Origin of the sequence: Leptospira bandrabouensis (genome assembly GCF_004770905.1) — a bacterium.
GTDB classification, from domain to species: Bacteria; Spirochaetota; Leptospiria; order Leptospirales; family Leptospiraceae; genus Leptospira_A; species Leptospira_A bandrabouensis.
Window position 1 is genome coordinate 2122666 of record NZ_RQHT01000014.1, and the last position, 25100, is coordinate 2147765.

23 protein-coding genes are annotated in these 25100 nt (G+C 38.1%); 8 read left to right on the top strand and 15 right to left on the bottom strand.

The genetic code is table 11. The annotated features are described in order from the left end of the window. Positions 1-195: 195 nt before the first annotated feature. The 4 genes from EHR07_RS17085 to EHR07_RS17100 form a co-directional block, all read right to left on the bottom strand. Positions 196-1326 (bottom strand): acyl-CoA dehydrogenase family protein, encoded by a 1131-nt coding sequence (locus tag EHR07_RS17085; protein ID WP_135746158.1) that lies wholly within the window; start codon positions 1324-1326, stop codon positions 196-198. A 51-nt stretch (positions 1327-1377) separates the two neighbouring features. Continuing rightward, a complete protein-coding gene (locus EHR07_RS17090; protein WP_135746159.1) occupies positions 1378-3531 on the bottom strand; it encodes a cAMP/cGMP-dependent 3',5'-cyclic-AMP/GMP phosphodiesterase in 2154 nt (717 codons plus the stop codon). 18 nt (positions 3532-3549) lie between these two features. Next, positions 3550-3861, bottom strand: coding sequence for a thioredoxin (gene trxA, locus EHR07_RS17095; RefSeq protein ID WP_004786415.1), 312 nt, complete (start codon positions 3859-3861; stop codon positions 3550-3552). Between the two features lie 72 nt (positions 3862-3933). Continuing rightward, positions 3934-4743, bottom strand: a complete 810-nt coding sequence (locus EHR07_RS17100; protein WP_135746160.1) for a hypothetical protein — start codon at positions 4741-4743, stop codon at positions 3934-3936. An 86-nt stretch (positions 4744-4829) separates the two neighbouring features. On the opposite strand from EHR07_RS17100, the gene EHR07_RS17105 reads away from it, so the two are divergent. Further along, a complete protein-coding gene (locus tag EHR07_RS17105) occupies positions 4830-5042 on the top strand; it encodes a hypothetical protein (RefSeq protein WP_135574274.1) in 213 nt (70 codons plus the stop codon). A 72-nt stretch (positions 5043-5114) separates the two neighbouring features. Here the strand turns inward: EHR07_RS17105 and EHR07_RS17110 are convergent, their stop codons facing one another. From EHR07_RS17110 to EHR07_RS17120, 3 genes are all read right to left on the bottom strand, one after another. Next, a complete protein-coding gene (locus tag EHR07_RS17110; RefSeq protein WP_135746161.1) occupies positions 5115-5966 on the bottom strand; it encodes a hypothetical protein in 852 nt (283 codons plus the stop codon). A gap of 65 nt (positions 5967-6031) precedes the next feature. Further along, positions 6032-6388: an aspartate 1-decarboxylase gene (panD, locus tag EHR07_RS17115; RefSeq protein ID WP_135574270.1), complete on the bottom strand. Its 357-nt coding sequence runs from the start codon at positions 6386-6388 to the stop codon at positions 6032-6034. Next, on the bottom strand, positions 6385-6918 hold the full coding sequence (locus tag EHR07_RS17120) for a type II toxin-antitoxin system antitoxin SocA domain-containing protein (RefSeq protein WP_135746162.1): 534 nt from the start codon (positions 6916-6918) through the stop codon (positions 6385-6387). The genes panD and EHR07_RS17120 overlap by 4 nt, the downstream gene beginning before the upstream one ends. On the opposite strand from EHR07_RS17120, the gene lipB reads away from it, so the two are divergent. The 4 genes from lipB to murJ are packed head-to-tail and all read left to right on the top strand — an operon-like array spanning position 6901 to position 11123. Continuing rightward, complete coding sequence (gene lipB, locus EHR07_RS17125) at positions 6901-7560, top strand: lipoyl(octanoyl) transferase LipB (protein ID WP_135746163.1); 660 nt, start codon at positions 6901-6903, stop codon at positions 7558-7560. The genes EHR07_RS17120 and lipB overlap by 18 nt on opposite strands. A 60-nt stretch (positions 7561-7620) precedes the next feature. Continuing rightward, the gene (locus tag EHR07_RS17130) at positions 7621-8616 is read left to right on the top strand and encodes an LIC_12071 family protein (protein ID WP_135746164.1); all 996 of its coding nucleotides are present in this window, start codon (positions 7621-7623) and stop codon (positions 8614-8616) included. A gap of 3 nt (positions 8617-8619) precedes the next feature. Continuing rightward, the gene (locus EHR07_RS17135; protein WP_135746165.1) at positions 8620-9486 is read left to right on the top strand and encodes an STAS domain-containing protein; all 867 of its coding nucleotides are present in this window, start codon (positions 8620-8622) and stop codon (positions 9484-9486) included. A gap of 11 nt (positions 9487-9497) precedes the next feature. Next, on the top strand, positions 9498-11123 hold the full coding sequence (gene murJ / locus EHR07_RS17140) for a murein biosynthesis integral membrane protein MurJ (protein ID WP_135746166.1): 1626 nt from the start codon (positions 9498-9500) through the stop codon (positions 11121-11123). 168 nt (positions 11124-11291) lie between these two features. Here the strand turns inward: murJ and ileS are convergent, their stop codons facing one another. Genes ileS through EHR07_RS17155 form a run of 3 tightly spaced genes read right to left on the bottom strand, consistent with a single transcriptional unit; the run spans position 11292 to position 16907 of the window. After that, on the bottom strand, positions 11292-14033 hold the full coding sequence (ileS, locus tag EHR07_RS17145) for an isoleucine--tRNA ligase (RefSeq protein ID WP_135746167.1): 2742 nt from the start codon (positions 14031-14033) through the stop codon (positions 11292-11294). 59 nt (positions 14034-14092) lie between these two features. Beyond that, the gene (locus EHR07_RS17150) at positions 14093-14722 is read right to left on the bottom strand and encodes a leucine-rich repeat domain-containing protein (RefSeq protein WP_135746168.1); all 630 of its coding nucleotides are present in this window, start codon (positions 14720-14722) and stop codon (positions 14093-14095) included. 13 nt (positions 14723-14735) lie between these two features. After that, on the bottom strand, positions 14736-16907 hold the full coding sequence (locus EHR07_RS17155; protein ID WP_135746169.1) for a hypothetical protein: 2172 nt from the start codon (positions 16905-16907) through the stop codon (positions 14736-14738). 267 nt (positions 16908-17174) lie between these two features. On the opposite strand from EHR07_RS17155, the gene EHR07_RS17160 reads away from it, so the two are divergent. Together EHR07_RS17160 and EHR07_RS17165 are read left to right on the top strand one after the other, a co-directional pair. Next, positions 17175-18704: a methyl-accepting chemotaxis protein gene (locus EHR07_RS17160; protein ID WP_135746170.1), complete on the top strand. Its 1530-nt coding sequence runs from the start codon at positions 17175-17177 to the stop codon at positions 18702-18704. Then, positions 18691-19254, top strand: coding sequence for a thioredoxin domain-containing protein (locus EHR07_RS17165; RefSeq protein ID WP_135746171.1), 564 nt, complete (start codon positions 18691-18693; stop codon positions 19252-19254). Before EHR07_RS17160 ends, EHR07_RS17165 begins: the two co-directional genes overlap by 14 nt. Before the next feature lie 6 nt (positions 19255-19260). Here EHR07_RS17165 and speD read toward each other — a convergent pair whose 3' ends face one another. Continuing rightward, the gene (speD, locus tag EHR07_RS17170) at positions 19261-20022 is read right to left on the bottom strand and encodes an adenosylmethionine decarboxylase (protein WP_135746172.1); all 762 of its coding nucleotides are present in this window, start codon (positions 20020-20022) and stop codon (positions 19261-19263) included. A gap of 81 nt (positions 20023-20103) precedes the next feature. Here speD and EHR07_RS17175 point away from each other — a divergent pair, with 81 nt between their 5' ends. After that, entirely contained in the window at positions 20104-21735 is a 1632-nt protein-coding gene (locus tag EHR07_RS17175) for an alpha-glucosidase (RefSeq protein WP_135746173.1), read from the top strand. Here EHR07_RS17175 and EHR07_RS17180 read toward each other — a convergent pair. The 4 genes from EHR07_RS17180 to EHR07_RS17195 form a co-directional block, all read right to left on the bottom strand. Next, the gene (locus EHR07_RS17180; RefSeq protein ID WP_135746174.1) at positions 21724-22017 is read right to left on the bottom strand and encodes an STAS domain-containing protein; all 294 of its coding nucleotides are present in this window, start codon (positions 22015-22017) and stop codon (positions 21724-21726) included. The genes EHR07_RS17175 and EHR07_RS17180 overlap by 12 nt on opposite strands. A gap of 120 nt (positions 22018-22137) precedes the next feature. After that, positions 22138-22896 (bottom strand): polyprenol monophosphomannose synthase, encoded by a 759-nt coding sequence (locus EHR07_RS17185; protein ID WP_135746175.1) that lies wholly within the window; start codon positions 22894-22896, stop codon positions 22138-22140. A 26-nt stretch (positions 22897-22922) separates the two neighbouring features. Further along, complete coding sequence (locus EHR07_RS17190) at positions 22923-23237, bottom strand: hypothetical protein (RefSeq protein WP_135746176.1); 315 nt, start codon at positions 23235-23237, stop codon at positions 22923-22925. Next, positions 23234-24838 (bottom strand): ArnT family glycosyltransferase, encoded by a 1605-nt coding sequence (locus EHR07_RS17195; protein ID WP_135746177.1) that lies wholly within the window; start codon positions 24836-24838, stop codon positions 23234-23236. Before EHR07_RS17195 ends, EHR07_RS17190 begins: the two co-directional genes overlap by 4 nt. Positions 24839-25100 lie beyond the last annotated feature (262 nt).

The window sequence follows — 25100 nt, forward strand, 5'->3', positions numbered from 1 at the left end:
TCTGTCAAATAGAATCACTATGCGATTATTATACTTAGATAGAAATTTGTTTTTTATCTGAGTATAAGGATTCGAGAATTCATTCGATCAAAATCACTCTTTGAAAACAAAAAACCCGGACCAAATTGGACCGGGTTCTTTAAAAGACTTTTGTCGTTTGTATTTTGAAAATGGGAAATCTTGGATGTGTGGAGACTAAAGTCCTAAACTTCGTCCAATGATTTCTTTCATAATCTCTGTAGTTCCTGCATAAATGGTTTGGATCCTTGCATCGAGGTAAGCTCTTGCAATTGGATACTCCATCATATAACCATAACCACCAAAGAATTGTAAACACTCATCAGTATGACGTTTTTGCATTTCTGTCGCATACCATTTGCACATAGATGCTTCTGCTGTAGTGTTTTCACCTTTCATGTGTTCCATGACCACTTTGTCACAGAATACTTGTGCCATTTCAAGTTCCGTTGCCATTTCTGCCATTTTGAACTTTGTATTTTGGAAAGACCCAATCTTTTGACCGAATGCTTTTCTTTCTTTGATGTATTGGAGCGTGATGGTTTGAACAAGTCTTGTTGCTTCCACAGCAGCAACTGCAAGAACCAAACGTTCTTGTGCGAGTTTTTGCATGAGGTAACGAAAACCTTGTCCTTGTTTGCCGATGAGGTTTGATTTTGGAACAATCACATCGTTGAAATACAATTCAGAAGTGTCTTGGGCTTTGAGACCGATTTTATCTAAGTTACGACCTCTTTCAAATCCTTTCATTCCTTCTTCAATCATTACAAGGGAAATGGTTCCGTTGTCGTGTTTGACTGCGGTGATGATAAGATCTGCTAGTTGTCCGTTAGAGATAAAAGTTTTTTGTCCATTCACTACAAAGTGGTCACCTTTATCGACGGCACTCGTGCGAAGAGATTTTAAATCAGATCCGGCACCTGGTTCTGTCATCGCAACCGCTAAGATTGATTCGCCTGATGCGCATTTAGGAAGCCAACGTTTCTTTTGTTCATCACTTGCATAAGTGGAGATATAAGGGGCAATCACGTCATTATGGAGGGAGATAAAAAATCCACTATTTCCCACTCTTGAAGATTCTTCAATGATGATGATATTATAAAGAAAGTCAGCGCCAGAACCGCCGTATTCGGTAGGGACATCTGGGCAGAGTAGACCGTTTTCTCCTGCCTTTCTCCAAACTTCTTTAGGTACGATATGGTTTTTTTCCCATTCTTCGTGATGTGGTTTTACTTCTGTTTCAAAAAATTTCCGAGCCATCTCGCGGAATTGATGGTGTTCTTCAGTAAAGGGGAGGATACGCTCCATATGATTTGTGACTCCTTGATATGGAAATGTTACAAAAATGGCGAATTGAGGTCAATTATAAACAGTGTTCAGCTTCATATAGACACCAGGATTTTTCTTGATGTATTGGATGGCATCTTCTTCCGAAAGCACATAGAGTTCCGTTCCCGGCCAGGCCACAAAGCTAAAATTGGAAGGAAGATTTTTTGTGAGAGAATATATTTCCCCTACAAAGTCCCCGGGTCCCAATTCCCGAATGGTTTTGTGGTTTTGCATGACCACAACGGTTCCCGACCTAACGATAAAAGCATTATGGAAGGTTTGGCCTTCTTCGATTAGGGCCACTTCCTTTTTGACTGTTTCCAGTTTTAAGATGAGTTCGAGTTGTGTGACTTGGTAACTGGTTAGACCCCGGAAGGTTTGGGATTCGGTAAGTGTTTTCCAAGTATTGGTTTCCCTGATGCTATTTAGTTTGGTAAGGTTTTCGTGGAGTTTCGATCCACGGATGAACTGAAAGAATCTGGTTTTCTCAATGGTAAGTGCTACCACATCTGTTTCTGCATACACATCCGCTTGGCGTGCTGTATCCAAAATCAGGGATGCTTCCCCAAAGTATTCGTAAGTACCATACCGTTTAACGGCTGTTGGGTCACCGGATAAACCTTCAAAGCGAACATTTCCAGAGGCAATGATAAAAAACCTATCCCCGTGGGTTCCTTTTTTGATGATTTGTTCCCCACGCCGAAACTTTTCTTCCTTAACGATTTGCAAAAACTCCTTTGCTTTTTCAATCGGGAATCCTGAGAAAATATCAATCTGCGAAAGTATTTCTAAAAGTTGGAAAGCCTCTTGGTGTTTGGGAGGTGTGATTTCCGGATACAAAGTATTTTCAATTCCAAACTTAGCAAGTGTTAGATGGTTTCCCTCAGGCATATCTTTGGCAGCAATATGATAGACTGTAATTCGTTTTTGTACTTCTTCTGGTAAGGATGCCAGGTAACTAATCTTTGTATGCAGGGGCGGAACACCTGCTTCGTGGTAAATGATTTTACGATCCCAAGGGAAATCTTTGAGGAACTGGTATCTTGTTTCGGGAAATACCCCTTTTTTATACATCTCTTCCAAGGCTTCTGGGTCATTTAAGTGGTCGGAGGTATAATAAAAGGATTGGTCTTGGAAAAAAAATTCGAATCCCACGGAAGGAATGGAATGCAGTGCATAATGAAAATAAAATTCTCCCCCGTTGATGATGGTAGGCCTTCCAATGACAACAGGTATAAAATCAAATAGGTCTGTGATTTCTCTTCGCGGAATCTTTGTTAAACTACAATATTTTTTTAGGAAAGATTCCATTACTGTGGCTGTGGCATAGATCGTGATTTTAGATTCTTCTAATATCTTTTGGAAAGTTCCCGCATCGTGGTCGGCATGACAGTGGGTGAGAATGATGGAGTTGATAAACTTAGGATTGACATTGGATTCTCGTAACCACTCGGTAGAATTCACTGGAGGATCTACCATAATCCCTTGGCCATTGAGCCAAATGATAAAACCGGAAGTATTGTCTGTAGGATCAAAACCGTGAGAAGGCCCAAGGCAAGTGATTCCAATGATAGGGGGTTGGAAAGGTTCTTCGAGTCTCTTTCCAATGTCATACTTCACATGAAAGTCAACTTCCCCAGGAGTTTTAATTTTTTTATCTCCATCCACAATGAGAAATTCATTGGAGGGAAGTTGTTCGATAGTGATTTTTCCAAACTGTGCTTTGTGGTTTTCATCAAATAAAATAAATTCAACCACTTCTTCCATTGTTTTGTAACTACGGAAATGGGCCATTTCTGCTTTGATATCGGGAAAACCAAAACTCATCGTTCCATCAATAAACTCTGATGCCAGGTTTAGTTCCTGTGGTCCCATAAGAGATTCCCCAAGAACAATCGTTAGCTGTTCTTTTTGTTCTGCCGAACATACGATAAATGTTTTTTTTCCACCGCGAAAGAAGAAGTTGAAGTAAATGGGAAATTCTAATTCCGCAATAGAGATGCCTTTTTCAACATGAAAAAACTTATTGGGGAGGACAAACACCAGAGGGGTTTTCTTTTCAAGCCCCATGGTGTCTTTAATTGTTTCCGGAGGGGATCCAATTTGGATGTACCCTTCGGTTGTATCGACTAAATATCCCCCTCTAGGGAGCGCGGTAAAACCATTCGGTTCTGAACTGACCATTAGGGGATAATTTATTTCCTACTTGTGATTTTCTATAAATTTTTTAATTTGTGGTTTCGGTAAAGCACCAATGGCTTTATCTACTAATACTCCGTCTTTATAGAGAAGAAGGGTAGGGATAGACTGGATTCCCAATTCCTGAGCTGTCTTTTGATTGAAATCAACATTTAACTTAGTAATTTTGATATCAGCCATTTCCTGTGATAATTCATCAAGAACAGGAGCCACCATGCGACATGGCCCACACCATTCCGCCCAACAATCCACGAGTACTACGCCCTTAGCAGTTTCTGCTTTGAAATTGGCGTCTGTGACTTCCGTTAGTGCCATATTTCGAAATCTCCTTTTGAAAAGTAATGCCTTTCTATAAACTAGACTGGGGATTCTAGGGAAAAACGTCGATTATTGTTTCTTTTTTTTCTTTTTATCGTCGGATTCGAGGTCTGCGATTTTTTGTTGAAAGGACTCGATGAGTGTTTTTGTTTTTTCCAAATCCTCAGTTTCGCCAGTAATTTGAAAAATTTTGCGGTTCATCTCCAACATTTCAACAGAATGTTTCAAATCTGTGGAATCTTGTGTAGACATTTCAAATTTTGTCCTATAATCCTGGGCTGCTTGGTTAGCAAGTTCAATGACAAGGTTGAAATGTTCTTTGCGGATATAGTAATAAGGATTTTCCAAATCTTGTTCTTTTTCATAAGCAATGAAGTCGAAAAGATTTTTAGTACAAGCTGCCACTCGGAAATGGATGTCTGGCCAAGACCATTTCCACTTAGAGTTGGTTCCAAAAGCAGTAGTGGTTTTTTTTATGGCTTGGAGTAAGCCTTTGATAAGGTTTAGTCTTTGTGTAGGAGTAAACCTTTCAATCTTTGAAAGTAGTTCTTTGTTTTCGGAGAGGGAACCATCCACATTGTTTCCCACTGTTTTTTCAATATAGGATATACAGTTATAAATTTCTTTCCTGGCAGTTTCTAAATAGTTGTTATTATTGATTTCTAAAATGGCTGTGGAGAGTTCGTTGATCACAATACAAGTGTTAATCGTTTTGATGGAGTTAATGGCAAGAGAGAGATTAAAATAAGGTTCCATCTCCTTACTTTTTTTGGCTTGGACTTTGTAGATATTGGCTTCTTTTTTCAGTTCCTCAAGGTAGTTTTTGAAATCTACCAGTTTGTCGTTAAAGTCAGCCTTTTTTTCCTTTGTGATTGCCATAGTCTGGTATCATTTTCGGCAGAATCGATTCGTTTTGTCCATAAAAAACATCGACCGGGGGGCCATCCTACCGAAACTGGAGTAGAATGGAAAATTCGCCCAGGAAACAAAGAGACTTACTGGACCTCCTCGACACCTACAAATACATGAACCAGGCTATTTTCTGGGATTTTTTAGATTTGGATGGTCGTTGGGATTTTGCCAACGGTTGGTTGCATTTGAACCATCCCGAGGAAGAGTGGAGGGTTAGGGCTTCGGAACAATCTCCCCCCATCCGCCCGGAAGGCACCGACCACTAAAAATCCAAACGGATTTTGGATGGCCAATCTTGTCGGAAACCAAGGCCAAAACTTCGGCCTTGGAAAATCAAATTAGTAAGTAATTTTTAAATCAGAAATATCAATGAACTTTCTAAAAAGAAGGTTATTGGTTGGTTTCTTTGTATCAAAGATGAGAACAGCCACTTTGTTAAAGGTAAGAAAGTTTGGTCTGTATTGTGTGTAGTGGTGACTTGTGATCGTCGCACGATACTTATTATTGTAGATGGTATAAGTATGTTTAGGAAGAGTTTCATGCACTTGGCGTTTTTTCTCATCCTCAGTTTGTGCTACATAGTTATAAATCACTTGTTTATCTTTCGTTGGCCCAGTTTCGCCAAACAGAGTGAAGGGGAGTGCTTTTGCGTTGTTTTTGCATAGGTAATCCACAACTTCTGTAAAACTAGGCTCTGGCATTTCTGCTTCAAACCCTGCGAAATGACGTTTTTCTACTTCGGCTTTTTTCTTAGCATAAGTTTCTTCGCCCCAGATTTCTTTAGCAGTGACCGGAGTAGGCATTACATTCGAAAAGTATAAAGTTCTTTCGTCTTTTTCAGGATCTGCTTTTCTCCAAGCAGGGTAAGGGATGAGTCTTCTTTCGTCCGGATTGGTCCGGTCTCCCTCGTATCCCGCAAGAACATAAATTGCATATTCTTGGTTATCTGGAACTCGAGACTCTAATTCCACTTGGACATCCAAAAATTCGCCTTTTCCTGTATCAGCATGTCGTCTAACAAAGTTTACACCTTTGAGGCGTATTCTTGCATCATAAATAGAAAGTGGATACAAGTCACGGCCGTCTTTGGAAGCAACCGCTCCCGTTGTCCCTTGTGTATTCCCTGTTTCTTGTGCAAAAAGTGCACAAGTGAGTAGGGTGAATGAAATGGCGAATATTGTTTTGTTCATGTTCCGACTACCAATTTGGTTTATACAGTTAGTATCGAAGAAATGACCTAGAAAAATTAGGGAAATTAGGCTTTTTTCGGACGATTGTTCTCATCTACGAAGACCACTTTGGGTTTGTAATCTGCCGAAAGGTCCTTTTCATCCACCTGACCATAGGTGATGATGATGACTTTGTCCCCTTTCATTCCGAGCCTTGCCGCTGCCCCATTCAAACAAATGGTTCCAGAACCGCGTTCCCCCACGATCAGGTAGGTTTCGAACCTGGCACCGTTATTGACGTTCACAACGCTTACTTGTTCGTAAGGTTTCATTCCTGCCAAATCCATTAGGTCTTGGTCAACAGTAAGACTACCTTCGTAGTGGAGCTCCGCTTCGGTAACGATGGCTCTATGGATTTTGCCTTTGCAAACAGTGATGATCATTCTGACCTCTCAAATAAAACTCTAAACATTTTGCCTGATAGATTCAAAAGGCTTTTTTGGACAAGAACATGGATTTTCGTATTGATCCGATCGACGGAAAACGGAATGGAATCGAAGAGGGGAGTGACCACATAATTTTCGTAGAGGTTGGGGTAATGGCGATTTTCATCCACTACCCGGCCACGAAAGGCTTCGAGAACCTTCATCATCACTCGTTTGTCTTCCCGAGAAAGGACAAGTCCCTCTAAGGGTTTTAAGAATCGTAACGTAAATCCTTGGATGCCATTCCCTTCAATTTTGGGAATGGCATCGATATGTCCCTTTTCTTTCAAAAATAAAAGTGCTTCGTTCAGTTTGACGGGGTAAGGGGAGTCTTCTAAGTGGATATAGTCTCCTCTTGTGATCATCTCCGCATGTTTTTGGAAATGAACACCATCCGAATAGTAGAGCAGTTTCGCCAAATCCAGGCGGGCTCTCCCATTGGGTGATTTTTCGAGGATCCAAAGGATCGCATGACAAAGTTTCTCCATCGAAAAGGACTTCCTTCTTACCTGTTTCCTTCGATCGTTCCGTACTTAAGATACGTGAAATTCCAGGAAAATTCCAGGAAAAATCGAAGGGAATCCATGCTCTTTTTAGAACACAGTCCATGTTTGACAGGAGGCATAGGTGCGAAAGCGGAAAATCTTTTGGTTTCGCCTTCTCACCTGAATTCTCTTGGGGTAGAGATGGTCACCTTGCCGAGGGGAGGGGACTTTACTGCCCATGAACCAGGCCAAATTGTGGGATACTTACATATCGATTTGAAAAAAAGAAATTTAAGTTTGGGTGATTTTTTACGTGTCTTAAACCAAAGTTTGGTGGTCTCTATTAAAGAAACTTGGGGTTTAACCGTGGAAGAAAATCCAAAGGCTCCGGGACTTTATACCACAGAAGAACACAAACGAAAACTTGTCTCCGAGGGCATCTTTGCTAAGTCCTATTTCACAAGCTTTGGTTTCGCCTTAAATGGATTGAACAATCTTTCTACCTTTTCTCTCATCAATCCTTGTGGCGCAAAGTCGGAAGACATGACATCGCTCCTTCGATTGGGAAAAGATAAGGATTTCCCGAAGAAACGAAGGGAATTTGTAGAGATTTTTACGAAAACATTCATAGACTTACTCCCTTAAATTCTAACGTATTTTCCTCTGTAAATTCTCCTGGATAGCCGAAAGGTATAAGGGGGATCTATGAAATATTCACGTTTTTTTCTATCCTTTATACTTTTCTTTTTCCTCTGTGAGGCCTTGGCTCTCAGTGCTGTGGTTTGGACTTTTTATGAATCTTTACAAAATGCTCTCACCCAAGAACAATTTGTTTCTGACCATAGAGCCCGTGATTTAACTTTGGCTTTGGCAAAAAGTTCAGAACAAAGACTACAGAACGAAGGTTATGTGGAACTAGAAAAAATGTTCCATCGGTATGTAGAACAATCAAAAAAAGATCCCGAAGAGTTTTACATTCAAAAAATCAGTTTGTATTCAGTAGATGCCACTCTTCTTGTTTCTACGGATACCATCTACACCCCAGAAGAATTAAAAAATAGAAAACCTGATGAGGCACTTCTCCGTTCCACGTTTTTCAAAAAAGGGATACGGATGAAAAAATGGCAATGGTCTGAACCTGAAAATGGAGAAAATCCCATCTTAAATTCCAAACGAGATCCAAAGGTTAGGTCAGGTTTTGAATGGGTTCTATCTTATTTGCCACTGGCTAAATCGAATACGGTCAGGCTTACTTCTCCATTATACAAACCAGGGACTTTGGATGTGTCAGGACTTGTGATTTTAGTATATGAAAGAGGGAACTTAGGATTACTTTTTGAAAACCAATGGAAACTTGTGGAATGGATGGTATTAAATTATATTTTATTTGCATTCATTGTAAGTTTGGTTTTAACAGGTGCCTTCGTGGCCTATACGATGTTAGTTGCAAAAGATTCTTCCGTTTTACCTAAAGAGGCAAAGAACCTTCCCTTGTTTGAGAAAAAAACATTAGAAACAATGGATACACCAGAGAGTCACGTGGAACCAATTGTCGATTTAACGGAAGTACCAATCGAAGGAACCAATGTAAGTTCTGGACCAGAAAGTGAAGTGGAAATTCTTTCAGAGGGACCAATGGTTTCTCATGTTTCCCCAGGTTCTAAAGAAACACCCGTTCGCGATGCGATCTTTTTAGGATAGATTATGGAAGCCAAAGATAAAGTATTTTCAATCCAATTGAAAGGTGGTTTAGACGGAACTAGCGCTGAAGATTTTTACCGTTATTTTGAATCGCAATTAGGTAAGGGATACAGAAAATTTTTGTTCCAGTTCGGGGCTTTAGATTTTATTACCTCCAACGGAATCAGTGTGATGGTGAAAATCCATAAACAGATTACTAAGATTGGTGCCGTATACGCCATTTATGGAGTGAAACAAGAAGTCGAAGATGTTCTAACTCTTGTTGGTCTTTTCGATAAACTTCCGATTTTCAGGGATCACAATCAGGCAGAATCTTTTCTTTTAAAAATGGAACCGAAACGTCAGAATCCTCCCGAAATGAAACCTCTCACGGAGCCAGCACCGCAATCTCATGTGGGAAGTGAAAATCGGATTCGTTTTTATTTTACAGGCAAAACCAGAGAAAAAGATTCTTTATCTCAAAAAAAAGAACCCGTATCTCAATTGGAATCCATCCCAGAACAAGAAGTAGAGGAACCAGTTTCCCCGACCCAACCTAACTCTTCTTCTCCTATGGAATTAGTTTTAGAAGAAAAACTAAATAGCCTAAGGTTGGAAATCAAAGAAACTTTAAACCATGAATTGGAGAGAAGGTTTGCAGTTTATAAAACCTCTTCAGGTTCGGAAGAAAAAAGAATTACGATTCCAAGTTACATTCAATCGAAAACAAAACAATTAGAAACCATGGAACGTATCATCCAATGTGAAGTTTGCGGAACAAGGTTAAGACTTCATAAATTTGGGAAACACGAATGTCCTGGGTGTTCCACTCAGTTCGAAATGAGTACCAACGGTTCTGTGCGTTTTCTTGAAAAATTGAATCCACTCTAAAGTCTGGTCTTATGACAAAACAAGCCAAGGGAAGTGAGTCAAGTGCCAGGCGTTCACTTGCCCTATCTTTTTATACATTTTTATCTCGAATTTTGGGTCTTGTGCGTGACCACTTTATGGCTGTTAGTTTTGGAACAGGGATGGTTGCTTCTGCATTCAGTGTGGCCTACCGACTTCCCAATATGTTTCGAAATTTATTGGCAGAAGGAACACTTAGCCAGTCCTTTATGCCAATTTTTTCTGAATATGAAAAGATCGGCATTTTAGAAGCTAGGGTGATGGCAGGAACTGTTCTCAGTTTCCTTTTCCTTTGTTTGTCTTTATTTGTAGCTTTGTTTTGGTTTTTTGCAGCAGGTTTTTTGCCGGCACTTGTGGGTGGGTCACCTGAATATGGGGCACTTGTCGTTGAACTTTCGTTAGTTTTGTTTTTTCTGATAATGACTGCCAGTTTGTCTTCGATTTTTATGTCGATTTCTAACTCACATCATAATTATTTTGTTCCTTCTTTATCTCCCATCATCCTTAACTTTAGTTATTTGATCGTTTTTATTTTTATATTTCCTTTTTATCATGAAATTCGGGAAAAAGTTTTTGTTCTTGCTTATGGAATTGTAACGGGAGGGGTCTTACAACTTCTCGTCCAAGCTTGGTATGTATACAAAAATGGATATGGTCCCATCTTTCGTTTGAATTTGAAACATCCTGCCATTCGTAAAATTTTTAAATTGATGTTACCAGCTGCGCTTGGAGGAAGTTTTTACCAAATCGGACTTCTAGTAGATATTTTCCTCGCCAACTACATCCAAAACCAAAACCCAGGACTTGGGGCTGTGGTAAGTTTGGATTATTCCCAAAGGCTTGTCCAACTTCCTACGGGAATCATTGGAGTGGCACTTGCCACGACCATCCTGCCTTCTCTTTTGAAGGACCTTCGCGAAGGTAGAGAAGAAAATGTTCCCAAAGAAATATCTGATGTATTGTCGTTTGCCTTCTTTTTAACTCTTCCAGCAAGCATTGGTTTGGCGGTACTTGGGGAAACGGTTTTGGATTCGATTTATTACGGGGGACGTTGGGACCATTTAGCAACGATCACTGCTTTTTATCCTTTGGTTTTTTATTCTTTTGCGATTCCGTTTTATAGTATTAATAAAGTTTTGGTTTCTTCCTATTATGCGTTTTCTGACACAAAAACTCCTTTAAGAATCCAATTGGTTTCTTTTTTCTTAAGTATCTTGGTGAGCATTGGGCTTATGTTCTTTTTAAAACATTCTGCCATTGCTTTGGCCTCGGCTCTGAGTGCTTCGGTGACTTCTTCCTTATTATTGTATTATTTGAAAGCCCACCAAGTAAAAATTCCCTTTCTCACTGTCTGGTTTCGTATTTTGAAAATGGTGCCGGCCCTCTTTGGACTTTTTCTTTGGTTAGTTGTTTCTGAATGGATCATAAAACCTTTTTTAGTTACCTATCTTTCCGATAGCTTTGGACTTGGTTTTGCCAATGTAAGTCGGCTTTGTCTTGTGGTTTCGATTCTCCCGGCAGTGGTTTTATACTTTACGGTGGCAGGGATTACCAAACTACCCGAAGCAGATATTATTTTGGGAAGGTTTTTAAGAAAGTTTCGAAAAAAAGCCTCTTAAGGTATTCACACCAAACTTTCCTTTTGTGATTTTGTTTCTTTTTTCTGGAGAAGGAATCTTAAAAGAATAAAAAAAGCTGATGGATGCTTGCATAGATCCAAAACACCCATCGGCTTTTTTAGTTTAAAGTTTGTGTACTGAAGTAATTTCTTTACTGCAACCTAAAGTTTAAAGTTGGGAAACCACTTCTTCACAACGAACACAGAGTTTTCCTTCCACAGTAGAAACATGACGCCAACACCTTGGGCATTCATAGTGTCGAGGTTTACGAATTTGGATAGAAGCTTTTTCTCCTTTCCATTCCGAAAACACTTCACTAATTTCTTTGTTATCGAAGGAAACTTCCGATACCACAAAGAATAGGCTTAGGTCGTCTTTGGAAAACTTTGTATCTTTTAAGGAATCTCCTGAGATGAGAACTTCAGCTTCCAATGATTTCCCGAGTTTTCCCAATTTTCTTGCTTCTTCGAGAGCTTTTTGCACCACCTCTTTTGTTTCAAAGACAGGTGCAAATTGGGATTCTAAATCGGAATCAAGTAAGGAAGATAAGTCTGAAAAATCAGAATAAAATACAGAATCTTTTAAACCAAATTCCGTCCATACTTCTTCCGTTGTGAACGAAAGGATCGGTGAGAGGAGTTTGGTTAAGGTTTCTAAAATGACTGCCAAAACATATTCAGAAGATTTTCTGGATTTTGAGTTTTTGCCATCACAGTACATTCTGTCCCGAATGATTTCAAAGTAGTCTTGGGATAAATCCACTGTGCAGAAAACTAGAATTCGATGATAAACCTGATGGAACTGATAGTTCTCATACAATTTTTTAACATCTTCATTCAGTTTTGCTAATTTATGAAGGTAATACTGATCAATGGCTTCTAAATTTTCCTTTTTCAAATTCCACTGAAGAACTTCTGCTTTGGTATTTCCTAAGAGATAGCGGAAGGTATTTCTGATTTTGCGATAAGCCTCCGCCACCGTTTTGATCGAGTCCTTTCCAATTTTGACATCGTCTCGAAAATCTTGGGTGGAAACCCAAAGCCTAAGGATATCGGCTCCGTATTGGTTGATGATATCTGTTGTGGGATTGATCACGTTTCCAAGGGATTTGGACATCGCATGACCTTTTTCATCTAACACATAACCGTGTGTGAGGACAGATCGGTAAGGAGGCCTTTTTCTAATCGCCATGGATGGCCAAAGAGATGATTGGAACCATCCCCTGTGTTGATCGGAACCTTCCAAATATAAGTCGGCAGGTTCGTTGTTTAATGAATCACCAAATACGGCAAAGCTGGAAACTCCTGAATCAAACCAAACATCCAAAATATCTTTGTCTTGTTTTAATTCCTCAGAACCACATTTTGTACATTTGGTTCCTTCTGGTAAAAGATCCTTTGCTTCTCTTTCATACCAAACTTCGATCCCTTCTTTTTTGACAATCTGGATGAAGTGTTTGATCGTTTTGTCATCAAGGTGTGTGAATCCACAAGATTTACAAGTAAAAGAAGGAATGGGAACTCCCCAGTTCCTTTGTCTCGACAAACACCAGTCAGGTCTTGATTCTACCATAGAGCGGATGCGAGTGATTCCCCAATCAGGAATCCATTTTACGTTGTCGATCGCTTTTAGAGAATCTTCTCTGAGACCATCGTGGTCGATGGAAAAAAACCATTGTGGTGTTGCACGAAAGATGAGAGGTTTTTTACTCCTCCAACTATGAGGATAGGAGTGAGTGAATTCAGAATAATGCACGAGGGCATTTTTTTCTTTTAGGAGTTCTACAATTTTAGGATTGGCATCCCAAATTTTAATTCCCTTCATCATTTCAAATTCGTCCGTATAACGACCGTAATCATCAACAGGAGAAAGCGGAGGAAGTCCTGCTGCCGTTCCTACACGGTAGTCATCCGTTCCGTGGCCTGGGGCAGTATGGACACAACCTGTTCCCGCATCGAGTGTCACATGATTTCCAAAAAGAGGGATGGATTCACGATCGATAAACGGATGTAAGAAGGTCATCTTTCCCAGTTCGGTGCTCGTTAACGATTTAATTTTTGTGAGAGTGATCCCTGTTTTTTGTTCTACAGATTCTTTTAATCCATCCGCAAGGATCAGTCTTCCGTGAGAATCAGATTGGAAAAGAGAGTAGTCTAGTTCCTCATTAAAACAAATCGCAAGGTTTGCCGGAAGTGTCCAGGGAGTGGTGGTCCAGATCAAACAGTAAGTGTCGGCCTCGCCCTTTACTGCAAACTTTACATAAATTGAAGGGGAGACATGGTTTTGGTATTCGATCTCGGCTTCCGCATGGGCAGTCGCTAAATCAATACACCAATACACAGGTTTTTTTCCTTTGTAGATATATCCTTTTTCAAAAAGGGATCCAAATACTTCCACGATCCTTGCTTCAAATTCAGGAGCCATGGTGAGATACTTTTTATCTTCTTCCCAGAAACATAAAAATCGACTTAAATCTTCCCCTTGTTTTCCTACAAACTCAGCCGCATACTCACGGCATTTTTTTCGAAGTTCGCTTGGGCTAGTGTTCCTTGCTTCTTTACCAAGATTTTTTAACACCTGTACTTCGATGGGAAGTCCATGACAGTCCCAACCAGGAATCATATCGGTTTGGAAACCGGAAAGAGATTTTGATTTAACAATGATATCTTTTAAAATTTTATTGAGAGCGTGTCCAACATGGAAATTTCCATTGGCGTAAGGAGGTCCATCGTGTAATACAAACGAAGGTTTGGATTTACGAATTTCCTTCATCTTTTGGAAGACTTTTTTCTCCTTCCAAATTTTAATTTGACCTGGTTCACGATTTGCCAGGTCGGCTTTCATGGGAAAGGAGGTCTCAGGGAGAAGAACCGTTTTAGAATAGGGATTTTCCGTTTCTGGTTTGGCCATAGTAAGACCAATGTTTGTGGTCTAGGCCAAAGAGAAAACGGAAAAAAAATCTGCAGTTCCTAGAGTTTGACTCGGACATTGGGGAGTTCGTCCCGTAGTCTTACCACATCGGATTTTTCGAGTAGGGTTTTTTGTAAAACGAGTTGTTTTAGATGGTTAAGTTTTGCGAGGTTTTTGGGAAGAGTTTTATACTCCCTCATAAGGCTTAAATCAAGGATTTCTAAATGGGGGAGTGCGGCGATCACTTCTACGTCGGCCTCTGTTAGTTGCACTTTGGTTTCATCCATTGCCAAAGTTTTTAATTTTTGTAATCGTGTTAAAACAGGAGGAATTTCAGTCAGTTCCGTTCTTCCTAGAAGTAGTACTTCCAAGTTTTCTAAATTTCCAATTTCTTCTGGCAGGGTTTGGAGAGGGTTACCAAAAAGATTGAGGATCTTTAATTGTTTCAGGTTACCCAGCTCTTTTGGGAGCGATTTGAGTGAGTCGTATTGGAGGGTAAGTTCTTCTACTTTTGTCAAATTTCCAATGGATGCCGGCAGGACTCCCACTTCTTTGTTCGAAAGATTTAGGACCCGATCTTCCTTGTGGTTTTCAAACCATTCCTCTGCATTGACTACATCCTTATTTGTACAATGGGAAAAGGATGTTAGAAATAAAATAGTAATTGTTGTGTATACAAATGACTTCATAAAACCAGGTTTATCATTTCAAATATTTGTTATAGCCAAATTCTAATTCCCTGATGATAAACTGAATGTAATCCATTTGGTCTCGGTCAGATTTATAAATGCTTGCTTCTTTACGATAGTATTCTGCGAGTTGGGTTCGAAATAAAATAGTGCGAAAGTCTGCTTTAGAAAGGATAAGTTCCTTAGGCCTGTTTTTTAACTGGATGGCTTCAGGGATTTTCATTACAACAGAAATCTGTAAGATGGCATGTTCAATCTCTGCCACAATTTTGTTTGTGTCTTTTTTTTGATCAACTGCCGGGAGTTGGTTTTTGATATCTTCTACACAATCTTCAATGTGATTTCGTAATCTTTTAAAATCATAAACCTTTTCGGCAATGCTATTAAACTTTTTTGGATATATAAAACCTTCTGCCACTTTTGCAATTCCAAGAGACCGGTTCTCTTTGGGAACAGTGGATGTTTGTTTTTCTGGAATTTGTTTCTTTTTTCCATCGTTACGATAGAGATATCCAAAAAAAAGTCCCACAAGGAAACTAAACATAAATCCACTTACAATATAATCTAGAGAACCTAGAAATAAAGAAATTAGAGTAATTACTGATGCTAAAGTTAAAAAACTAAAAACACCAATGGGGACATGAAATTTTTCCTGGAGTGCTGAAAAAGAAAATCTTGGTTCATTGGAACTCGTTTGGTTTGTATCATTTTCTTCCTCCACTACTTTTTCTAGAATTTCTTCTTTATCTATGTTTTCATCCGATCTATTTTTTAAGATCACTCGGATTTGGTCTAAGATAGGAAGTTCGTTTCGATAATTTAAATCTGTTTTGGCTAGAGCCAAAGTATTGGCTTCTACTTTCGAAAGTTTTTTCTGATCCAATGCAAATAGGATATGAAATGTTTCTTCTTTCATAGCCAAACATCCATAGGTTTCAGAAAGAGAAGAAACTATTTTGGAAATAACGTCTGTTACTTCCCTTTCTGTTTTTAGTCCTAAAGATTTTATTTCAGAAATTAAATCGATTTTAGTGAGAGTGAGTGTATTTGTAGTATTATCCTCGATTCGTTTTCCAAGTGTTTTGATGAGTGAAGAGACTGCCTCTTCGGAATCTTCTTTTTTTTGTTCTTTTAAACGTTTCGAAAGTTTATCTAAAATTAAAAGACTATCTTTTATGTTATTTCCTATTCGTTTGCCTTCTTCGGTTGTGAATTTATCAAAGGGAAATTCTTCGAGTAGAGTGGTGAGTTTAGGAACAAGATTAATTCCCAGTTTTAGAAGTTCTTCGGTATGAGTCGGAATACCAATTTCCAATTCGTTTAATTTGTCTAAAAAACCAACATATTTGTTTTCATTGGCAAACCGTTTGAGATAAGGAAAGGAAAAAGTTCTTAACCCGTCCAGTTGCACTGCCAAATGACGTGCATATTCAGGGTTATGTGTACCATTTGGTAAAATCAGATGGTATCCCGGAATGATTTCTACTAGTTTAGCAGTCTCTTTTCCTCTTGTGATTACATCCTGGATGAAATCTTTCATGGGAATGTATCCATAAGATTCCATTGTTTTGCGAATCATTAATTCGAGTTCTGTTTCATAACTGAGTTTTGTTGGAAAAAAATAGGTATTACCTTTTTGGTCTGTCCGAACTAAAGTTGAGCCTGGATGTACTTCATCTAAAATAATTTCGCGACTGGCTCGGTTTTTTAATAATTGGTCTATTAAGTCAACGCTGTATTTAAAGCAGGCACGACGAAAGGGAGTAATATCCGTCTTTTCTCTGTTTTGTGGCGCTATCATGCTGATTCGCATAGTCAGCTTTTGATCCACTGGCAACAAAAATGGATAAAAATAAACTACAGGTTCCCTGTTATGTTCCGTAAGACCTGCCAGTTCCTTTAGAGCTTCGGCAATGGCGATTTGTGTTTTATGACTTTCGGTAAGTTGTACTTGTTTGGAAAGGAATTCAGGAATGGAATCAACCGTAAGCAGTAGAGAGGGTGTGATTTCAGCGCTCCCATGCATTTCTAGACGTCTATGGCGCACACGAAGTTCTTCTAAAATGGCCTGTGAAGTCATGGAATAACTGGCAATATTTTTAGGTAGTTGGATAAAAAATATTGGATCCGTTGTGTCTCCTGTGTGTGGAGTTTCTGCGTTTATGGGATCATTGAATGGTTCCAAAATATACCTTCTGCAAACAAGTTTCAGAATCTATTTTCGACAACGCAAGAGAGAATTCTGGCTTTCTTTGGATTCATTTTGCAAAACAGAGTGGATGGAACCGGCACTAAAAAGACCCCATACATTTGTATTTGTACGTAAAAAAAAATGGATCAGAAATCCAAATATCATCATTCCAGAACATGAAAGATTAAAATTTTATGAACAAATAATTTATTGATTAGACTTTCTTGTTTTTAATTCGTCTATTAGCATATGGATATTAGATTGGCAGCGGTTCTTTCGGAACGCCAAAAAAAAGTAGATACATTTTTTCTTTGGGCGATTTTGGCCCACACTCCTCTTGTTTTTTTTCTTTCTTTAGGTTATGGAGCGACAACCGTAGTAACCCTTTCTGCTCTCGCGATTTCTTTAGTTTCCTTTCTTTTTTATAAGATAGCACGTGGCTCTTTTTTTCTTAGAGCATGGAACGGAGCAACTCTTATGATGTTTAGTGCTCTTATGATCCAGGCACAATTTGGCCGGATCGAGATGCACTTTCATGTTTTTAGTGCTCTTGCCATTCTTTTTGTTTATGAAGATTGGAGGGTTTTGTTTGTTGCCGCTGCTACCATCGCCGTACACCACTTAGTGGGAAATTATGTCCAAGAATTTGGTACCGTGATTTGGGGAACCAAAGTGATGGTTTACAGTTATGGAACAGGACTTGATATTGTTGTTACCCATGCTTTATTTGTAGTATTTGAAACGGGGATTCTCATTTATTTTTCCATTCGCTCTGTAACTGACTTAAAAAAACAAATCGAATCCCAAACTAATTTGGAAACTGTGATTGCTGGTGTCACAGCAGCTCTAGATGAAGTTTCTACTGGTACAAAAACATTTATAGAAAACTCCAATTTGATTTCGCAGAAAGTAAAGGAATTCCAAACTTCATTCCAAACACAATCCTCATCGATTGAAGCCATTTCTGCGGCCACAGAAGAAACTGCTGCTTCCAGCCAATTGATTTTAGAAGGATCCAATCGCCAGATTGGTGAAGTGAAAACGGTTGAGGAATTAAATCGGAATTTATTTAGTTTGAGTGAGGGTTTTGTTTCTTCATTAGAAGTGATGCGTTCCAAAATCCAAGAGTCAGCCGATAGTGTTAAAAAAACAGAAACTGAATTTTCCGGTCTTTACCAATCGATGGAAGTTGCTGTTGATGATTCTGAAAAAATGGAAGAAATTTTAGAATTAATTTCTGATATTGCAGAAAAGGTCAACTTACTTTCGTTAAATGCATCAATTGAAGCGGCTCGTGCTGGTGATGCAGGACGGGGGTTTGCTGTGGTTGCTTCTGAAATTTCTAAACTTGCGGATTCCACTGCAGAAGCTACTAAAAACATTTCGTCCATTTCGGGAAAAATTAAATCGGCCATCCAAGTAAGTTTCAAACAGTCCAATCAAATCAACCAAACCGTTCAAAGTTTTGTGAAGTCCATTCTCTCTTCAGAAGAAGGAATGCGAGAGCTGACGGTTAAAATTACAGGAACTCTTTCTGCATTTGAAAAACAAGAACAAGCCTTACTTACTTTGGATCAAATTGCTCAAGAAATGCAAGTCTCCAGTAAAGAACAATCCACAAGTATGGATGATATTTCTAAATCCATTTTTGACCTAAATGTTAAAACACAAACCAATTTAGGCACTTGCGCGAATATGATTGGCCTCATTGATAAAGGAAATTTTATATTTAATGGTTTGAAAGATTCGGTAGAAACCTTAGCGGCAATCATCGAAGATGAAAAATCTTAATCCATTTTTATTAAGAATCCTACTTTTTGGTTTCGGGATCTTAATTCTTTTCGTTTTAAGTTTTATGATTTCTTTCTTTGGTGGAAAATCACGATTAGTGGACTGTCCTTTTTGTTCGAAAAAATTTTCTAAAGAACCACGGGATTCTTGGATTTTGATTTATCCAGGTCTTGTGGGTTGTGGTAAAAAATGTCCTTTAGCACTGGAGGCCCTTCGCCGTTTTAAAGAGAGATTTCCGGAAATCCAATCATCCTTCTATTTTTTAGTCACCGATCCTAGTGAATCAGAAGAAGCAATATCCTCATATTTGGCCTATTACCAAAAAAGCATACAGATTAAGGCATTAAGGCCAGAGACAGAGGAAGAAATTGTTTTTTATCGCAAGTTAGGTGCTTATCTTCCAATTCATCCATCGTTAAAACAAAGAGACGAACATGGAACTCAATTTTTTTTAGTCCCACCCAACCGTGATACTATGTATTTAATACCGAAATTGGGAGAGAAAGAATGGATTGAATTGAAACAAGAAATATTATATGATAATCATTAACAAATGTTAATGGATCATGTGGTAAACTTCTTTCATTTCTTCTCTGAGTAGTTTCATTTTATTTGGAACATCAGGATGAGAAATATCCGTTGGATTGAGTAAATAGTTCTCTGGACCAAGTTCTCGTATCATCATTTTTGTCTGCCAAGTGTTGTCTTGTGGCATATTGATATCAGAAAGGAAGGTATAGTTTCTTTTGATTTCTGGTTTTACAAAATCCAAAATGGAATTGAAATGGTGATCGTTGTAAATTTTTCTACCATCCGCTAATCGTGTGTAGCCGCGAACTACATAATCGATATAAACCACATCACATTCAAAGGCTTCGAATAAAAAATTAATGGAGTCGAGAGGAATGATCTCACCACAAGTGGAAATATCAATGTCCACTCGAAAAGAACAAATCCCATCAGGATCTGCCGCATCGGGATAGGTGTGGACAGTGATATGTGATTTGTCTAGGTGCATGCTGACCTGTGCCGTAGGGATTGGATTTCCGCCACCTTTCACATCACTCATTAGAACCATAGCTGAAGCCCCTACAGGATCGTAGTCTTGTGCAGAAACCGAAAGGATATTGGCATCAATTCGTTTGACAATCTCTTTAGAGATTTCTGTAATTTTGCTAGCATTGTATTTGTCGTGGATATAACTTACGTATCTACCTTTTTGTTCGTCATCCAAAGTGATGCAAAAATCGTAGAGGTTAAAACTCAAAACTTTTGTCAGATTGTTGAAACCGGAAAGTTTGATTTTTTCTTTATCCATTGCTACCTGCTTGTATAAAGAACAGAAATTCGGTATTTAGGTAAGAGGCAACTGAAATAACGGGGAAGTTTTAGAAAAGTCATGGAAAACAAAATGGAATGGTGGAAACAAACTTCAATTTATCAAATTTACCCTTGGTCCTATCAAGATTCCAATGGAGACGGGATCGGCGATTTACAGGGGATTCTTGGGCGTTTGGACCAAATTCGTGATTTGGGTGTGGAAACCATTTGGTTTTCCCCCTTTTACAGAAGCCCGGGCGAAGATTTTGGTTACGATATCTCTGACTACACGTCCATTGATCCACGGTTTGGCACAATGGATGACTGTGACAAACTCATCAAAGAAATTCACAAACGTAAGATGCGAGTGGTTCTTGATATGGTGATGAACCATACTTCGGACAAACATCCTTGGTTTTTAGAATCCCAATCTTCCAAAGAAAACCCCCAAAGGGATTTTTATATTTGGAAAAAGGGGACAAACAAACCACCTAATAATTGGATATCAATGGTAGGGACTTCCGGTTGGAACTACGACAAAACTACCGGTGAGTATTATTATAGTAATTTTTTATCCTTTCAGCCAGACCTTAATTATAGAAATCCAAAAGTTAAAAAAGCCATGTTTGGTGTTTTGGATTTTTGGTTAAAAAAAGGAGTCGATGGGTTTCGATTAGATATCTTTAACTCCATTTATAAAGATGAAAGTTTCAAAAACAATCCGTTTAGCCTTCGATATTTCCCTACACCAGATAACCACGATGAGGCGTTCTTTCAAAAAAAAACTTATAATCTAAATTTACCCGAATCATTTCAATTTGCCAAAGAAGTAAGAAAACATATTTCTAAATACAAACAAAAACCATTTCTGATTGGTGAGGTGAGTGGATCTGACAAAGTTTTAAAATCTTTTTTGGGAGATAAAGCCGATGGGCTCAATTTAGTATTTCAGTTTGAGTTAATTCATTTTGATTATCATGCCAAATTTTTTAAAAACCTATTAGAAAAAAACGAAAAAGAATTTCATGCACCATTCACTCCAACTTATGTTTTGGGTAACCACGACCAAAGACGATATATAGACCGGTTAGGTGGTGATATCCGAAAGGCAAAAGTTCTTTCTGCATTCCAGTTTTTAGCAAGAGGCATTCCTGTCGTATATTATGGAGATGAAATCGGTAGAAAAGAAGGAAGGATTTCCAATTTCCTTGGAAAAGATCCCATTGCCAAAATGAATCGGTTTGTACCTCTTTTTTTATCCAATCTTCTTGGAATTTATATCAATAGAGATAATTGTCGTCTGCCCATGTTATGGGATACTGATGAAAATGCTGGATTTTCTACTGGAAGGCCTTGGTTACCTGTTGGCAAGTTCCAAACATCGGATACAGTCAGTGGTCAAAGAAAAGAAGAAAATTCTCTTTGGAACCATTACAAGTCGCTTTTTCATTTAAGAAAAGGATCTGAGGTTTTAAAAACGGGAAGTCTTAAAACAAAATCCACAAGTTCTAATGATCTATTGTGTTTTGAAAGGATTCTTTTGGATAAGGTGATTACCGTGTATTTAAATTTTGGTGAAAAAGAAATACAGGAACCTATCCTTAAAGGATCTAAAGTATTGTATCAGTTTGGTGCTGCGGGAGTTTTTGGAGAAACGATTCAGATTCCAGGACATTCTGGTCTTGTTTTAGAACACAAACTAAAGAAGTAAATGTGCATTAAGATTCAAAATTTTCAATATTTTTTGAATCTGTGGGTTTACATTGATAAGCATTAACCTTACACCTTTCTTGCTATAGATCATCTTTTTGTATAAAAGAAGTCCAAGGACGGCAGAAGATACTTCCTCTACCTGGGAAAAATCTAAGTAAAGAGAGGTGGCTCCTTTTTCAAAGATATTTGTCATATCTTCCTCTAAACTTGCGGCAGAATATACATCCAATCGGTTGGATTCAATTCGATAACAATTTTCTTCTACCGTTTTTGTGACCATTTTTTCCCTCACAGAACAATGGACGGTAAAAGAAAAAAATACCTGAGTGATTTGAAAAGAAAAAGGATTCGAAATATTTTTTATATTTCAAATTTTTTTCTAATTCACCCTAAAGTTTGATTAAGGATGAATATGTGAATTTCTTCTTTTCGAACGAAATTGGAAAGAGTGCGATGACCTCCATTGGTTCCATTTAATCGAAATTAGGTCCCAAAGAAAATAAAAGATCACACCAGAATCTAGTTTCGATTGTCCCCATGTACGGAGACCGAAGGTATAACCAACTTCAGCAATTTTTTCAGTACGAACTGAACCTAAAATTTCAAAAAGAATTTTATATCCCCGAGGGTGGAGTTTTTCTTTTGTTTCTAAATAAATTGATTTTCGGATTCCAAAAAATCCACTCATGGGATCAGTAATTGGAACAGGAAACAACCACTCAGAAATTTTTGTAGCAAACTGACTTGCTAACTTTCGAAGTATGGGAAAATTACCATAACCACCGTCGGCACTACGACGTGTCGCAACAACAATATCGTTTTCATTAAGTAATCGGATCACATCCGGAATTTTAGTATAGTCGTGTTGAAAGTCGGCATCTACAACCACTAGGTTGTCACCTTCCGCTTTTTCGTATCCGTAAGTGACAGCAGAACTTAGTCCTCTTTCTGTGGTGCGAACATAGGGTTTGATTCTTTTGTCATACTCCGCAAGGACTTTTGCAACTTCAAAAGTTCCATCAGGGGAGTTATCATCCACAATGACTATTTCAAACTCTAAAGATTCTTTTTCTAAAATCCTAGAGATGGTTTCGGCACAATTTTTGATATTGCCGGCTTCATTATAAGTTGGTAATATGATACTTGTTTTATTTTGCATGACTGGTCATTTAACTTCTTTTGTTTTTAAAAAAGCCCCTTTGTTTGATTTTTGATACATAACTCACCACTTTCACAAGATTTTGCGATGGCTTTGGAACATTCGCCAAACAATTGGAATTGTTTCGTGCAAAGAATTTCACAGGCAAATTGGTACATTTTAGGATCTTGTAATTTCTTTTGATCTTCTTTTAAACAAAGACTTGCTTTTCCGCAAAGATCTTTGCATTCCGATGATTGATCTAATTTTGCCTTTTGTCCAAACTTTGGAGTGTTGTCTTTGGAGATGTCCCAAATAGAAACTAGTGCCAAGAAAAAGAGAAGGATTCCGTATTTTTTCATCGTATTTCCTCCCTTTTCCAAACGCTCACTTCCGATTGAAAAATACGTTTGTCCACTTTCAGTAATGCTCTCAAGGTCTCTTTTGTATCTAAGTTCAAATGTTGTTTCCATTGCATCCAAGAGGAAACTTTCTTCCAATTTTCCGTCAAAGTTACCTCAGAGAAGGTGACAATCATTTCAGCTTCGGGGCAGGTGTCCCTGTAGGTAAGTGGGAGGGCAAATTTTACTTTAGAATTAATTAATTTATTTTGAACATCCATTGCGGTCCATGGATTCTCAGCAATCACACATATTTCCTTTCCTTTAACATCTGTAAGCTTTTCTGTGATGTCTGGATCCGCCATAGGCCTTACAAATAAAAAAATGATGATAGGTAGGATTAGAAGTTGTGTGATAAAAACTCCATAGAATCTTTTATTTTTGTTTTGAAATGCCATCGCACTTAGTGATAAAACAATTCCAGTAAGAGAAACTGCGAATAATAAAGGAACTCGAAGGACCACTGCCATAGCGGTCAATAGAAAGTATACAATTGGAATCGAATATTGATTATAATGGGAAAGGATTAGTGTCTCCCAAGTTTCTTTTTTTAAAGCAGGAACTAGAAATAGAAAACTAATAAAAGGAGTTACATAATATGGATCTTTTCTGTTTGGCATTAGGTGGAAAATAGTAACTAACAATAAAAACGCCAACAAAACCATTCCCAAAAATCTGTTTTTTTGATTGGAAGTTTTACTGAAGAATATCCAAACAGAATAAAAAAGTGGGATGGTAAATGGGATTGTATAAAGTAGCCAACCTCCCCAAATTCTAAGCCCTGATTGGTTCGCAGCATAAAATTTTCCCATATTCTCTGTGATAAAAAAGAATCTTAATAACTCTTTTCCGGAATTTGTAAATAAATACAAATAGGATATCCAGAGAATGGGAATGAGAAAGGAGAGCGAAAACAATAGTATTGTTTGTTTCTCTTTGATTAGTGGTTGGAAAGAAATATGAAAATGTCCCTTTCTCACTCGAATCATTTTTAAGTAAATGTAACTAACTAAAAATAAAATTATATATATATGAAGGATGGGGCCTTTAAGTAAATACCCGAATCCTACAAAAAAACTTCCCCACGCAACATACGTTAAGTTTTTCTCTTCTTTCGATCTAAAAAATAAAAAAACATATAGTAAGGTAAAAAATACCATTGCGCCTTCCATCATCAGAAGCCCGAAAAATTTTAAAGAAAGGAAAGAGAAAGCAAATGCTATGGTTGCAAGTTTCGTTTCTTTATCTGACTTACTTAAGGATTGGTAAAATTTATAGAATAAAACGAAAGTTCCGAGACCAAATAAAAAGGAAACGAAACGTTCGGAAAAATAACTTATACCAAATATTTTATCAAATAACATTCCCATCCAGAAGAGAAGAGGTGGTTTATATGGATTCGGAAGTCCAGATAAAACCGGGAGAGTATAACTTCCCACTTCCAAACTTTCCCGAACGGAACGGATATGCATAATTTCGTCACCTTGCGGGAAGGGAGCATCAGGTATACCCAGGGTCATCGCAAAGATTGCAGAAAGAAATATGAGAAAAATAAAATACATTTTCGACCCCATTTTTCCATAAACGAAGATACTGACTAGTCAGTCAACGTGTTTAAGTTTAAAATTGCGAATCGCGATTTTTTAATTGTCTGTGATTTGAATTGTTAATTTCAAAAAAGGATAATTACCTTAAATGTTGTTAGACATTGTTTCGGAGGAGAGAAACGTCAGGATACTGCGAAAATTGGCTGTTTGTTTCTAAAAAACTGCATTTTATGGCTTAAAGTATTGAAAATTGTTTGGAATGAGAAGAGATTCGGTC

Excerpts from the sequence above, each read along its gene's own strand:
- EHR07_RS17090 (WP_135746159.1), bottom strand. The coding sequence starts at position 3,531 with ATGGTCAGTTCAGAACCGAATGGTTTTACCGCGCTCCCTAGAGGGGGA.
- EHR07_RS17120 (WP_135746162.1), bottom strand. The coding sequence starts at position 6,918 with ATGGAGAAACTTTGTCATGCGATCCTTTGGATCCTCGAAAAATCACCC.
- EHR07_RS17165 (WP_135746171.1), top strand. The coding sequence starts at position 18,691 with ATGAAAAATCTTAATCCATTTTTATTAAGAATCCTACTTTTTGGTTTC.
- EHR07_RS17185 (WP_135746175.1), bottom strand. The coding sequence starts at position 22,896 with ATGCAAAATAAAACAAGTATCATATTACCAACTTATAATGAAGCCGGC.
- speD (WP_135746172.1), bottom strand. The coding sequence starts at position 20,022 with ATGGATAAAGAAAAAATCAAACTTTCCGGTTTCAACAATCTGACAAAA.
- EHR07_RS17100 (WP_135746160.1), bottom strand. The coding sequence starts at position 4,743 with ATGGCAATCACAAAGGAAAAAAAGGCTGACTTTAACGACAAACTGGTA.
- ileS (WP_135746167.1), bottom strand. The coding sequence starts at position 14,033 with ATGGCCAAACCAGAAACGGAAAATCCCTATTCTAAAACGGTTCTTCTC.
- EHR07_RS17135 (WP_135746165.1), top strand. The coding sequence starts at position 8,620 with ATGGAAGCCAAAGATAAAGTATTTTCAATCCAATTGAAAGGTGGTTTA.
- panD (WP_135574270.1), bottom strand. The coding sequence starts at position 6,388 with ATGATCATCACTGTTTGCAAAGGCAAAATCCATAGAGCCATCGTTACC.
- EHR07_RS17105 (WP_135574274.1), top strand. The coding sequence starts at position 4,830 with ATGGAAAATTCGCCCAGGAAACAAAGAGACTTACTGGACCTCCTCGAC.
- EHR07_RS17110 (WP_135746161.1), bottom strand. The coding sequence starts at position 5,966 with ATGAACAAAACAATATTCGCCATTTCATTCACCCTACTCACTTGTGCA.
- EHR07_RS17180 (WP_135746174.1), bottom strand. The coding sequence starts at position 22,017 with ATGGTCACAAAAACGGTAGAAGAAAATTGTTATCGAATTGAATCCAAC.
- trxA (WP_004786415.1), bottom strand. The coding sequence starts at position 3,861 with ATGGCACTAACGGAAGTCACAGACGCCAATTTCAAAGCAGAAACTGCT.
- EHR07_RS17150 (WP_135746168.1), bottom strand. The coding sequence starts at position 14,722 with ATGAAGTCATTTGTATACACAACAATTACTATTTTATTTCTAACATCC.
- lipB (WP_135746163.1), top strand. The coding sequence starts at position 6,901 with ATGACAAAGTTTCTCCATCGAAAAGGACTTCCTTCTTACCTGTTTCCT.
- EHR07_RS17175 (WP_135746173.1), top strand. The coding sequence starts at position 20,104 with ATGGAAAACAAAATGGAATGGTGGAAACAAACTTCAATTTATCAAATT.
- EHR07_RS17190 (WP_135746176.1), bottom strand. The coding sequence starts at position 23,237 with ATGAAAAAATACGGAATCCTTCTCTTTTTCTTGGCACTAGTTTCTATT.
- EHR07_RS17130 (WP_135746164.1), top strand. The coding sequence starts at position 7,621 with ATGAAATATTCACGTTTTTTTCTATCCTTTATACTTTTCTTTTTCCTC.
- EHR07_RS17085 (WP_135746158.1), bottom strand. The coding sequence starts at position 1,326 with ATGGAGCGTATCCTCCCCTTTACTGAAGAACACCATCAATTCCGCGAG.
- EHR07_RS17195 (WP_135746177.1), bottom strand. The coding sequence starts at position 24,838 with ATGTATTTTATTTTTCTCATATTTCTTTCTGCAATCTTTGCGATGACC.
- murJ (WP_135746166.1), top strand. The coding sequence starts at position 9,498 with ATGACAAAACAAGCCAAGGGAAGTGAGTCAAGTGCCAGGCGTTCACTT.